Origin of the sequence: Methylocella silvestris BL2 (assembly GCF_000021745.1) — a bacterium.
Lineage (GTDB): Bacteria > Pseudomonadota > Alphaproteobacteria > Rhizobiales > Beijerinckiaceae > Methylocapsa > Methylocapsa silvestris.
Map to the genome: position 1 here is coordinate 734,741 of NC_011666.1, position 11,804 is coordinate 746,544.

Annotated in this window: 9 protein-coding genes, 1 tRNA gene and 1 pseudogene; 5 read left to right on the forward strand and 6 right to left on the reverse strand. The window is 62.6% G+C overall.

The window, feature by feature from the left end:
- Nucleotides 1-48: 48 nt before the first annotated feature.
- Together rpsA and MSIL_RS03445 are read right to left on the reverse strand one after the other, a co-directional pair.
- Nucleotides 49-1,797, reverse strand: coding sequence for a 30S ribosomal protein S1 (gene rpsA, locus MSIL_RS03440; protein ID WP_012589717.1), 1,749 nt, complete (start codon nt 1,795-1,797; stop codon nt 49-51).
- Between the two features lie 348 nt (nt 1,798-2,145).
- The gene (locus tag MSIL_RS03445) at nt 2,146-2,499 is read right to left on the reverse strand and encodes a septal ring lytic transglycosylase RlpA family protein (protein ID WP_012589718.1); all 354 of its coding nucleotides are present in this window, start codon (nt 2,497-2,499) and stop codon (nt 2,146-2,148) included.
- Nucleotides 2,500-2,735: 236 nt separating this feature from the next.
- Between MSIL_RS03445 and MSIL_RS22295 the strand changes: the two are divergent.
- Nucleotides 2,736-3,122 (forward strand): annotated as a pseudogene (locus MSIL_RS22295) (YpsA SLOG family protein); the annotation flags it as partial.
- A gap of 144 nt (nt 3,123-3,266) precedes the next feature.
- Here MSIL_RS22295 and MSIL_RS03455 read toward each other — a convergent pair.
- The 3 genes from MSIL_RS03455 to MSIL_RS03465 form a co-directional block, all read right to left on the reverse strand.
- The gene (locus tag MSIL_RS03455; protein WP_012589719.1) at nt 3,267-3,599 is read right to left on the reverse strand and encodes a rhodanese-like domain-containing protein; all 333 of its coding nucleotides are present in this window, start codon (nt 3,597-3,599) and stop codon (nt 3,267-3,269) included.
- Nucleotides 3,600-3,672: 73 nt separating this feature from the next.
- On the reverse strand, nt 3,673-4,308 hold the full coding sequence (gene mobA / locus MSIL_RS03460; protein WP_012589720.1) for a molybdenum cofactor guanylyltransferase MobA: 636 nt from the start codon (nt 4,306-4,308) through the stop codon (nt 3,673-3,675).
- Between the two features lie 76 nt (nt 4,309-4,384).
- Nucleotides 4,385-5,188, reverse strand: a complete 804-nt coding sequence (locus MSIL_RS03465) for a hypothetical protein (protein WP_012589721.1) — start codon at nt 5,186-5,188, stop codon at nt 4,385-4,387.
- Between the two features lie 293 nt (nt 5,189-5,481).
- Between MSIL_RS03465 and MSIL_RS03470 the strand changes: the two genes are divergently transcribed.
- From MSIL_RS03470 to MSIL_RS03485, 4 genes are all read left to right on the forward strand, one after another.
- Entirely contained in the window at nt 5,482-6,366 is an 885-nt protein-coding gene (locus tag MSIL_RS03470; protein WP_012589722.1) for a TIGR01459 family HAD-type hydrolase, read from the forward strand.
- A gap of 172 nt (nt 6,367-6,538) precedes the next feature.
- Nucleotides 6,539-7,528, forward strand: coding sequence for a bifunctional riboflavin kinase/FAD synthetase (locus tag MSIL_RS03475; protein ID WP_012589723.1), 990 nt, complete (start codon nt 6,539-6,541; stop codon nt 7,526-7,528).
- A 280-nt stretch (nt 7,529-7,808) separates the two neighbouring features.
- Nucleotides 7,809-9,389: a 2-isopropylmalate synthase gene (locus tag MSIL_RS03480; RefSeq protein WP_012589724.1), complete on the forward strand. Its 1,581-nt coding sequence runs from the start codon at nt 7,809-7,811 to the stop codon at nt 9,387-9,389.
- 211 nt (nt 9,390-9,600) lie between these two features.
- Nucleotides 9,601-9,676: transfer RNA gene (locus tag MSIL_RS03485), tRNA-Lys, on the forward strand.
- A gap of 240 nt (nt 9,677-9,916) precedes the next feature.
- On the opposite strand, the gene MSIL_RS03490 is transcribed toward MSIL_RS03485, so the two are convergent.
- On the reverse strand, nt 9,917-11,641 hold the full coding sequence (locus tag MSIL_RS03490; RefSeq protein WP_012589725.1) for a carboxylesterase/lipase family protein: 1,725 nt from the start codon (nt 11,639-11,641) through the stop codon (nt 9,917-9,919).
- Nucleotides 11,642-11,804 lie beyond the last annotated feature (163 nt).

Below are 11,804 nucleotides of genomic sequence, written 5' to 3' on the forward strand. Positions count from 1 at the left end.
ATTCGCGCGGGCTGGGAGAATTCATGGACCGCTGCGCGGTCCCGGATTTTAGTCTTCGGCCTTGCCGCCCTTTTCGCGGGCCTTCAGGGCCGCGCCAAGGATGTCGCCGAGCGAGGCGCCGGAATCGGCGGAGCCATATTGCGCGATGGCTTCCTTCTCTTCCGCAACTTCGAGCGCCTTGATCGACACCGTCACCTTGCGGGTGCGGCGATCGAACTGGGTGATGCGCGCATCGACCTTCTCGCCGACGGCGAAACGCTCCGGACGCTGATCGGCGCGGTCGCGCGCCAGCTCGTTGCGCTTGATGAAGGCGGTGAAGTCTGTGCCAACGATGCGAACATCGAGGCCGCCGTCCTTGACGTCCATGATCTCGCAGGTGACGACAACGCCCTTCTTGAGGTCGGACGGATCGTCAGTCGGCTTCGGAGCGCCTTCAGCGGCCGGCGCGACGACGTCGCCGCCGAGCTGCTTCACGCCGAGCGAGATGCGCTCCTTTTCGATATCGACGTCGAGCACCTTGGCGCGGACGATGTCGCCCTTCTTATAGTCCTCGATCGCCTGCTCGCCGGGCTTCTTCCAGTCGAGGTCGGAGAGGTGGACCATGCCGTCGACGTCGCCGTCGAGGCCGATGAACAGGCCGAATTCGGTCTTGTTCTTAACTTCGCCCTCGACTTCCGATCCGACTGGGAATTTCTCGGCGAAGGACTCCCACGGATTGGCGAGAGTCTGCTTGAGGCCGAGCGAGATGCGGCGCTTGACCGGATCGACCTCGAGCACCTGAACGTCGACTTCCTGGCTCGTCGCGACGATCTTGCCGGGATGCACGTTCTTCTTGGTCCAGGACATTTCGGAGACGTGGATCAGTCCCTCGATGCCCGGCTCAAGTTCGACGAAGGCGCCGTAGTCGGTGATGTTGGTGACGCGGCCGCGGAAGCGCGCATCGACCGGATATTTCGCCTCGATGCCCTGCCACGGATCTTCGAGCAGCTGCTTCATGCCGAGCGAGATGCGGTGGGTGTCGTGGTTGATCTTGATGATCTTGACGCGAACCGTCTGTCCGATCGACAGAACTTCCGTCGGATGGTTGACGCGGCGCCAGGCGATATCGGTCACATGCAGCAGGCCGTCGATGCCGCCGAGGTCGACGAAGGCGCCGTAATCGGTGATGTTCTTGACCATCCCTTCGATCACCTGCCCCTCTTCGAGGTTGGCGACGATCTCATGGCGCTGTTCGGCGCGGGATTCTTCAAGCACGGTGCGGCGCGACACGACGATATTGCCACGGCGGCGATCCATTTTCAGGATCTGGAACGGCTGCGGCACGCCCATCAGCGGGGTGACGTCGCGGATCGGGCGAATATCGACCTGGCTGCGCGGCAGGAAGGCGACGGCGCCGTCGAGGTCGACCGTGAAGCCGCCCTTGACCTGGTTGAAGATGACGCCCTCAACCTTTTCCTGCTTCTCGAAAGCCTTTTCGAGCTTGACCCAGCTCTCTTCGCGGCGGGCCTTGTCGCGCGAGATGACGGCCTCGCCCAGCGCATTCTCGATGCGCTCGAGATAGACCTCGACGACGTCGCCGACGACGGGCGCGCCTTCGCGGTTCGGACCCTGAAATTCCTTAAGGGCGACGCGTCCCTCGGTCTTGAGGCCGAGGTCAATGACGGCGACGTCTTTTTCAATAGCGACGACGGTGCCTTTGACGACCGAGCCTTCAAAAGCCTCGTTGTCGCCATAGCTCTCGTCGAGAAGCGCCGCGAAATCCTCGCGCGTCGGCGCATAGGTGGAAGTTGATGCCATTTGGTCTCCTGGTTGCCCGCGGTGCGGGCGGCGCCGGTGGTTTGGGGTTGGTGGCGCTTTCTTCCGCCGGAATCCCTGCCCGCGAGCTGGGCTCACAAGGGGCGAGAGGACTGCCGCTAAAAAAGCGGACCGGCGCCGGAACGGCGGAAAAAAGCGAGACTGATGCGCGGTATCTAGCAAGAGCCGGGCGCGACGGCAAGAGCGCGACGCGCGTTTAGGCTCTTGATCGGGCGCGCGAGGCGCGTTTAAATTTTCGGAGGAGAGCGCGGGGTGCGTTCAAGCGCCAACGGCCGGACCTCGAGCCGGATCAATGATCGCGGCGCTCGAAAGCCCGGCCGAGAAGCGGCGCTACTGCCGGGCGACCTGCAAGGTCGCCGTGCCCGCCTCGATCATGCCGAGCGCGTCGGCCGCGCCGCGGGCGAGATCGAGATCGCGGCCGCGCACGAAGGGGCCGCGGTCATTGATCCGCACCACGATCGAGCGCCCGGTTGCGAGATTGGTCAATTTCAAGCGCGCGCCAAACGGAAGCGTTTTGCTCGCGGCAGTAAAACCATTCTGATCGAAACGCTCTCCAGACGCTGTCAGCGTTCCGGATGAATAATAGGAAGCCTTTGCAAAATATCCGGCTTCTGAATCAGCAAAGCTGGCCGATAAAGGAAAAATACTCGAAACGGCGGTGATCGCTACATTGACTAACCTCAAACTTTTTCTCCTCTATCATTGACGATGGAGGGGCGGATAATTCCTAAATATGACAAAATCGAGATTGTTGCTTGGCAGATGCGGGGGATCAACTCGGGACCGTCGCGTGAAGAGACGGCAAACCCATTTCATCCCCCTCGTCTTTTCCGTCCGGCGGAGCGACAATGGGGCAAAGCCCGGCGCGTGGCGCAGAGGCTCGCGGATTGACGTGAAAATGGGAAGTGCAGGAATCGGCGATGCTGATCGTGTCAGGCGGCCAGAGCGGCGTCGATCGCGCGGCGCTGGATTTCGCCCTGTCGCGCGGTCTCGCCTATGCCGGCTGGTGTCCGCGCGGCGGCTGGGCGGAGGATCGTCCCAACCCGCCGGGCCTTCTTGCGCGCTATCCGCGGCTCGTGGAGACCCCCGAGGCCGCCCCGGAGCAGCGCACGCGCTGGAACGTGCGCGATAGCGACGCCACGCTGATCCTCGCCGGCCCCGATCATGGCGTCTCGGCGGGGTCGCAGCTTGCCCTCGCCTGCGCGATTGCCCTTGCCAAACCTCATCTCGTGATCGAGCTTGGCTCCGGCGAGGCGGTCGCGGCGGCCCGCGCATGGATGTCGCGGATCGCGCCCGACGCGCTCAATGTCGCAGGGCCGCCGCGACCGCGAAGTTTTGGGCATTTATCGGCTGGCGAGGATCTTTCTGAACGATCTATTCTGAGAGTCCGTTTGGATGGGGAGAACCGAATTTCAAAACGGCCTCCGCGTCGCGGACGCCAGCCTCACGCGTCAAAACTCGACCTTCTCGCCGCGCTGGGCCCATTCCTGAAATCCGCCAGGATAATGGGCGCCGACGTCGTCGCGTCCGGCCCGGCGGGCAAGGTCCAGCGCCGTCAGCGAGCGCTTGCCGGAGCGGCAGGACAGCACGACGCGCTTGCCCTCTGCTCGCGGCAGCCGCGACGGGTCGAAGCTTTGCAAAGGATTGAGCGTCGAGCCGGGGATATGTCCGGCGGCAAATTCATTCGGCTCGCGCACATCGACAAGCAGGATCGAGCCATCGGCCAGCCCCTGCTTCAATTCCTCGAGCGAGATATTTTCGACTTTATCCAGCGTAAGCGCCATGTTAGGTCCCGATCGCTTTGTTTATGACGCGTCTATAACGCAGCGCGGTCAGATAGTCTACAAAAATAATAGACTATAGAATTTTTCCGCTGGCGGCCGGGCGCATGGCGATCTCTTCGGCGATCCGAAGATCGTCGGGCGCATTGGCGTTGAAGAAGGGATCGAAGGGCTCGATCTCCCAATCGGCGTAGGCGACCGCGTGGCGCCTGAGAAAAAAGCCGACCTTTCGCAGGTCTTCGCAAAAAAGCGCGTGACGCAGATCCTGCCGGATCGCCACCGGCCAAAGCGCGATGACGGAATGCTCCCGTCCGCCTGAACGCGCGCAGGCGATTTCGGCGCCTTCCGCGCGCCGCGCTGCGAAAAGCCTTGCGACAAGATCATGCGGCAGAAAGGGCGCGTCGGTTGGCGCGCTGAGCGCGAAGGAGGTTCCCGGAGCGTTGGCGGCGATCCAGTCGAGCCCCGCCAAAACGCCGGCGAGCGGGCCTTTGAAATCGGGCGGATCGTCGCCGACGATCGGCAGCCCATAGGCCTTAAGGCGCCCTGGATCGCCATTGGCGTTGAGGATCAGCCCCGAACACTGCGGCGACAACGCCGCGATCATGCGGTCAAGGATCGTCGTTCCTGCGACCTCTTGCAACGCCTTGTCGCCTCCGCCCATGCGCCGGGCGAGACCGCCAGCGAGAAGCACGCCGATGCATTTTTCCGTCACAAGATGGCAACTCCAGCAATAGCTTGCAAGATAACTCTCGTGTTCAACATGAATAGCTACGCACGTTCGCCGATTTTCAGAACTTATACCAGATCGCCCCAACCGGCCCGAGCTCCCGCCCGGTGTTCTTGCCCGCAATGGTCATGAAAACGCCGAGCTGCGCCGACCAGGCGGAATTGAAATCGTAAACAAAGCTGCCTTGAAGCTTCTCCCACCAGGATTGCGGGAACCCCTGGGCCTCGCCTTGCTGGAGCGAGCCGAAGCTCTGAATCAGGACGAGCAAATTCGCGATCGGTCGAACGCCGAAGCTGACATCGAATTTCCATTCGCCCGGCTGCTCCTGCGCATAAAAGCGATAAGCGGTCTCGGCGTCGAGAAAGGCGGACATGGAGCCGAGGGCGAAATTATACCCGGCAAGGGCGCGCAGATCGAGCGAAGCGGCCCGGTGCGGCTGGAGATTGCCGTTGAAGGACGCGCCCGGCGAGGCCAGAAGCGCCTGTGCGGAAAACACCAGCTCGTCGGATCGATAGAGGCCGAACCGCGCGCCAAGCCCGCTTTGGCCGATGCCGGAATAGGATATTGCCGGCGCCGGCTGGCTGATCCGATCGTGGGACGGCGTCGCGACAAGCGTCGCCCAATCCGTCAGGCCATATTCGATATAAGCGCCAAGTTCGAATTTCTGGTAGGAGGGCACCGGCACGAGGCGCCCTTGCGCGTCGAAGGCGCGGGTCGATCCGGAAAAGGCCGTTCCGGCGATGATCTGCCCGGCTCCCGGCGGCATCAGCCAGGCCCCCGCGACGGCCATACGCAGCGTCGCGAGCAGAAAAACGCAAGCGAACAGATTGCGGGCGGCGGTCAGCCCCCCTCTCCCGACTCTCATTCCTTCCCGAAAGTCGGGCAATCGACGCAAGGCTGACACTCGCGTTGGCTGACTATCCAATAAAGCATATCGTCAGTCGTCATGCCACAGCTTAAGCGGCGGCTTGAAAAACTTGGTAAGCGGCCCCAGATCCAGAGTTCATCGAGGCGCCAAGACGCCAGCTTGACAGATCGGTTTTGCCCGCCTAGAGGCGCGGGCCTTTCGAGGCTTCTGCCTCGCCTCTGCCGGGTCGCTCCGGTCCTGCGGGGCCGATCTCAAAAGGCGCTCTTTTTCGCAAACTGAAGGATGTCTGAGTGCCTCGTCTGATCGCGGGCCTGAGCGAGATCGCCAACAGCTATGATGTCATCCTCAGCGATATCTGGGGCGTCGTGCATAATGGCGCTGCAGCCTTCGCCGGCGCGGCGGACGCGCTTGGCCGCTTTCGCACCAGGGGCGGCGCTGTGGTTCTGATCACCAATTCGCCCGCCCCCAGCCGGATCGTCACGGCCCAGCTCGACGATCTTGGATTTCCCTCCAGCGCCTATGACGCCGTCGTTTCCTCGGGAGACGTCACCGTCAGCCTGTTGATCGAGCGGCGCGGTCAAAGCCTGTTCCATATCGGCGCGCCGCAGGAAACGGGCCTGTTCGAGGAAGTCGCAGCGCGCGACGGCCAAGCGCCGCGGTTTGCGCCGATCGCCAACGCCGACTTCGTCCTCTGCACCGGTTTCATCGATTTCTTTAGCGAGACGCCGGAAGACTACGACGAGCGGTTGAAGCTTATCTTTGCGCGAAAACTTGATTTTCTCTGCGCCAATCCGGATCTCGTGGTCGAGGTCGATGGCGTCCTCTCCTATTGCGCCGGAGCGATCGCCGAACGTTATGAGCGTCTCGGCGGCAATGTGATTCAGGCGGGAAAACCCTTTGCGCCGATCTATGATCGCGCGCTGGCTCTCGCGGGCGAAGCGCGCGGCGCCCCGGTCGAACGCTCACGAGTCCTCGCCATCGGCGACGCCATGCGCACGGACATCCGGGGCGCTGTGAAGCAGGGCTTCGACAGCATTCTCGTCACCTCAGGGATTCATCGCGAGGCGTTGCATGGAGAGGCCGAGCACGCGGCCATCGACGCCGCCGCCCTGCGCCAGTTCGTGCAGGATTTTGGCCTACGCCCCAGCGCCGCAATCGCCAAACTTGTGTGGTAAGACCGTTGCCGACCAAAGACGCCAAGCTTGACTGGAGCCCGGGGCCGCGTCAGTTTCGCGCAAAATTCCGACGACAGGCTTTTTCCATGCCGCAGCACCTGAACGAGGCCATGCGGCGGCGCCGCATGCGCCAGCCAACCGACTGCCTGCCATCCGCACGGCGCCGCCTGCCTTGACCCAAACGCATGGCGACAAACGCTTCATCCTCGCGATCGACCCGCAAAGCCCGCCCGAGGGACTTGAGAGCGCCGTCGTCGCAATCGGCAATTTCGATGGCGTGCATCTTGGCCATCTGGCTGTGATTCGCCGCGCCGAAGCGCTTGCCGCCCGGCTCGACCGGCCTTGCGCGGTGCTGACCTTCGAGCCGCATCCGTCCGATTTTTTCCAGCGCGGGCGCGCCGTGTTCCGCCTGTCGCCGATGCAGGCCAAGGCGCGGTCGCTGAAGCGTCTTGGCGTCGACGGGATGATCGTCGTTCCTTTCAACGAGGCGCTCGCCGCCCTGCCCGCCGGGCATTTCATCGAAGAAGTGCTGCTGCGGCGCCTCGGCGTCAGTGCCGTCGTTGCGGGCTATGATTTTCATTTCGGCGCCGGCCGCTCCGGCACGCCGGCCTTTTTGCGCGAGGCCGGCGCGCGGCTCGGCTTTTCCGTCGAGATCGTCGGGCGCGTCAATGCCGAGGGGGCCGGCTCGGCCGGCGGCGATGCGCCAACGCCTGCCTCCTCCACCGCAATCCGCGCGGCGCTGGAAGTTGGCGACGCCGCAGAGGCCGCCCGTCTGCTCGGGCGCCCCTATTCGATCGTCGGCGAGGTGCTGGCGGGCCAGAAACTTGGACGCGAGCTTGGCTTTCCGACCGCCAACATTCGGCCGGATCCGACCTGCCGGCTGCGTCACGGCATTTACGCCGTGCGGGTGGACATCGGCGGCGTCCTGCATGATGGCGTCGCGAGCTTCGGTCGCCGTCCGACCGTCGACAATGGCGAGGCGCTGCTCGAGGCGCATGTCTTCGATTTTTCCGGCGATCTTTATGGCCAGACGCTGGAAGTGTTTTTTGTCGGCTGGATCAGGCCGGAGGAGAAATTCGCCTCCCTGGACGCGCTGAAGGCGCAGATCGCGGCGGATGCCGCGAAGGCGCGGCAGATGCTGCGCGCCTCATCCTCGCCTTGACGCGCGTCGGCCGGGCGCTTGCTATTTCGCCTCGCCTCCTCTACTTTCAGTCCTCGCCTTTAGCTTAAGGGCGTTTTTAGGGTGAGATGCTCCGTGCGTTTCGGTTTTGACTCTCCGCTGATTGGCCGCGTTGCGCTTTGCGCCGCGCCTGGCGGAGCTTCGCTTCCTGCTGGAAAGCTTCTTCTGCTTATCCGCCCCTGAGGGCCGGCCGGGCTTTTGCCTGGGCGCTCAGGGGAACGCGCCGAAAAAACCCTGACGATCACCCTTTCCGGATAAGACCATGACAGACCCCGCCTCCCCGTCGCGCTTCGAGTCCGCGCGAAATTCCGAATCCGTCGTCATCTTCGACACCACCTTGCGCGACGGCGAGCAATCGCCCGGCGCGACCATGTATCTTGAAGACAAGCTGCAGGTCGCCGAAGTGCTCGACCATATGGGCGTCGACATCATCGAAGCCGGATTCCCAATCGCCTCCGAAGGCGATTTTGAGGCTGTCTCAGCCATTGCGGAACGCACCAAAAACGCCGTGATCGCCGGGCTCGCCCGCGCTATCGAAGGCGACATCGCCCGCTGCGGCGAAGCGGTCCGCAAAGCGCGCCGGCCGCGTATTCATACTTTCGTCTCGACCTCGCCGATTCATCTTCAGCATCAGATGAACAAGAGCGAGGCCCAGGTGCTCGAGATCATCGCCCGGACGGTGACGCAAGCGCGCAATCTCGTGGACGACGTCGAATGGTCGGCGATGGACGCGACGCGCACCCCGATCGACTATCTCTGCCGCTGCGTCGAGGCGGCCATCCGCGCCGGCGCCACGACGATCAATCTGCCGGACACCGTCGGCTACGCCTTGCCCGAAGAATATGAGGCGATGTTCCGCCAAATCCGTGAGCGCGTGCCGGACGCCGACAAGGCTGTGTTTTCGGTGCATTGCCACGACGATCTCGGGCTCGCCGTCGCCAATTCGCTGGCGGGCGTGCGCGGCGGCGCGCGCCAGGTCGAATGCACCATCAACGGTCTTGGCGAACGCGCAGGCAACGCCGCGCTCGAAGAAGTCGTCATGGCGCTGAAGACGCGCGGCGATTCGCTGCCCTATCACACGGAAATCGATTCAACCCTGCTGACTCGGGCCTCGAAGCTGGTGTCGGCGGTGAGTTCGTCGCCGGTGCAGTTCAACAAGGCGATCGTCGGCCGCAACGCCTTCGCCCATGAGAGCGGCATCCATCAGGACGGGATGCTCAAGAACGCCCAGACCTATGAGATCATGACCCCGGCCAGCGTCGGCGTCAGCAAGACCTCCCTGGTGATGGGCAAGCACTCCGGCCGCCACGCCTTCAAGGACAAGCTGCGCGAGCTTGGCTATGAGCTCGCCGACAACGCCCTGCACGACGCCTTCGTGCGCTTCAAGGATCTCGCCGACCGCAAGAAGGTCGTCTACGACGAGGATTTGATGGCGCTCGTCGACGATGAAATCGTGCATGCGCATGACCGCATCAAGCTCGTCGACCTCACCGTTTTCGCCGGGACCAAGGGACCGCAGTCGGCGGCGCTGACCCTCGACATCGACGGAACGCATGTGACGCATCAGGCGACCGGCAACGGCCCGGTCGATGCGATCTTTAACGCCATCCAGGCGCTGGTGCCGCATGGGGCCGTGCTCGAACTGTTTCAGGTTCACGCGGTCACCAAGGGAACCGACGCGCAGGCGGAGGTTTCGGTGCGGCTCGCCGAGGACGGCAAGACGGTGACGGCCAAGGGCGCCGACCCCGACACGCTGGTCGCCGCGGCGAAGGCCTATATCGCCTCTCTGAACAAGCTGATGATGAAGCGCGGCAAGTCGCAGCGGGACGCGCTCGCCGGATGATCTTCGACGCAATCGCGCGCAAATAGCCTTGGCGGGGCATGGTTGGCCGCCAGGGCGCTTTCACGGTCAAGTCAGGCTGGCTTTCCGCGGCTTCGGACGCATCCCGCCCCGCTTCCGTTTTTCGCGGGCGCACTCTGGACAAGGGTGAGCCCGTTTGCTACATGAGCGCTCCCGCTGCGCGGGGCCGCAGCGGCCTCTGCATGGGTTTGATGGGCGCATAGCTCAGTTGGTAGAGCAGCTGACTCTTAATCAGCGGGTCCACAGTTCGAGCCTGTGTGCGCCCACCATCAAACCGCAAGTTAATCAAAGATCTGAAGATCTAAGCCTTTAGAACGTTCCGGCCGCTCCTGCCGAAGATATGACGATGCGCCGATTGTGCGCGTCGCCAATCGATCTCTCGGCATCTCCAGATCAGCGGCGAAAAAGCAAAGGCTCACACTTTGTTGGCGTGAGCCTTCGCATCATTGTGGAGTCGCTGGCTTCCCGTGAGCCCGCAGGACCTGCGAGCTGCGGGCTGCGGGACTTTGCTACTTCAGGACTGTGTCCCACAAGTCGCACTTGTTCTCGGCGGCGTATTGCGCGTCGGAAATCGTCGACAGCGTAGGGATATTCTCGGACAAGTAGAATGATTTATTGGGCTGAAGAACGTAACGCGGCCACGGGCTGTTTCCTTGCCCGTTGGGATTGCCCGTCCAAGCGAAGTTCGTCCACGCCTTTACGAGCTTGTCCGAGAGCGCCTGCTGCTTGTTGTTGAGCTCATGCGGAATGCCATCCGCGCCGCCATGCCAGAGAGGAAATAAATATTGGATATCGGCGGTATGATAGGCGAGAGGCTGAAAGCCTGGCATCTTGGGGAAATAGAAAGGAGCCGTCTGATCGTTGAATTCATAGGCGTAGACGGGCACCTGATTGGCAATGGACTTCAGAATTTGCCGCGTCGGACAGGCGAAAAACGCCGCGCCTTGCGTCGCGACCGCGTCCATGGCGAGTTGTGGCGTCGGGTAGGCGTCAAGTGGATAGCGGGCCAACACTTTGTCGACGGTGCCCGCCGGATAGGGCGGCGGCGAACCGGCGGGTCCTGAGTTACCGGTGTAAGTCGCCGTGACAAAACTCTTGAAGTCGTCCGCCGTAAACGCCACGCGAGGCTTCTTGTAATATTCCGTAATCGCCAAGCCAAAATTGCCTTCGTCATGCGTTGAGCCGCTCATGACCGGCACATGATTGAATTGACCGCTGGCGAACTGAGCCTTGATGCCATTGGACGGAATGATCTGGCCGTCCGCGACGATGCCATTGCCGGTGGGATAGAAGCTGGCGCTTTCAGTCCCTTGCACTTTCATGATCTGCGCAACGGTCAAACTGCGGAGGCATTTGGCGGTTGCCGCGTCGGAACCGGATCCGCAGCCGGCGGCGACGGCGAAGGACGTTCCGCTTTGCTCGGCGAAGGGCAACGGCGCCGGCTCCTGAACGCCGCTTTCCCAGATGGCTCGGTGGAAAAGACCCGCAGCGGCCGGCGACACCATGTTGACCTGCGTATCGAGGGAGCCGGCCGACTGGCCGCCAAGCGTCACATTATTTTTGTCGCCGCCGAAGCTGGCGATGTTGCGCTTGACCCATTGCAACGCCGCCTGCTGGTCGAGGATGCCGTAGTTGGCGAAAGGATGCCCTTCGGCGTCAAGCGCGGGATGCGCCATGAAGCCCAATACGCCGAGTCGATAATTGATGGTGACGACAACAGCGTCGCCCTGTGAGGCGAGCTTCGCGCCGTCGTAGCCATCGCTCGCGCCGTCGATATTGCCGCCCCCGTGAATCCAGACGATAACGGGAAGCTTTCCTTTTCCTGTGGGATTAAGGTTCGGAGAGAAGACATTCAGGTAGAGACAGTCCTCATTGTTGTTTGCCGGCCCCGCAAACAAACCCAGCGTCGTAACCTGAGCGCATTGAGGGCCGAAGCTCGTCGCTTGCAGAACCCTCGTCCAAGGCGCATGCTTTTTGGGAGGCGTCCAGCGTAGATTTCCGACCGGCGGCGCGGCGTAGGGAACACCAAGAAATTCGGCGACGCCGTCCTTGACGAACCCTTTGACCGGTCCCTCCACAGTGTCGACGCGGAGCGGTCCGGCTTTGGCTTGAGCCGGCGCGGCTAGCGCTAACGCCGCAGCGGCAATAGTGAATACTGCTCGCGCCTTCACGGAAGATCGCGACTTGTCTCCGCGCGAGCGAAGACCACGCCGCAGCTCTAAAATACGGGACATATCCCCTCCAATTGTTTGTTGAATGCTTTTTTTGGAATGCTGCCGACGCCCGTGCGCCGCTGAATGCCGCTAAAGGCCTCGTCAGATCGCGAGCGAAAACCTATCGGCGCGACTCGCGGCACGTCTTCCAAGAAGTTCCGATACGCAATAATCTGGCTATCCC

Coding starts and splice junctions, on each gene's coding strand:
- rpsA (WP_012589717.1), bottom strand. CDS start 1,797: ATGGCATCAACTTCCACCTATGCGCCGACGCGCGAGGATTTCGCGGCG.
- MSIL_RS03455 (WP_012589719.1), bottom strand. CDS start 3,599: ATGGCGCTTACGCTGGATAAAGTCGAAAATATCTCGCTCGAGGAATTG.
- MSIL_RS03465 (WP_012589721.1), bottom strand. CDS start 5,188: ATGAGAGTCGGGAGAGGGGGGCTGACCGCCGCCCGCAATCTGTTCGCT.
- MSIL_RS03480 (WP_012589724.1), top strand. CDS start 7,809: ATGACAGACCCCGCCTCCCCGTCGCGCTTCGAGTCCGCGCGAAATTCC.
- MSIL_RS03490 (WP_012589725.1), bottom strand. CDS start 11,641: ATGTCCCGTATTTTAGAGCTGCGGCGTGGTCTTCGCTCGCGCGGAGAC.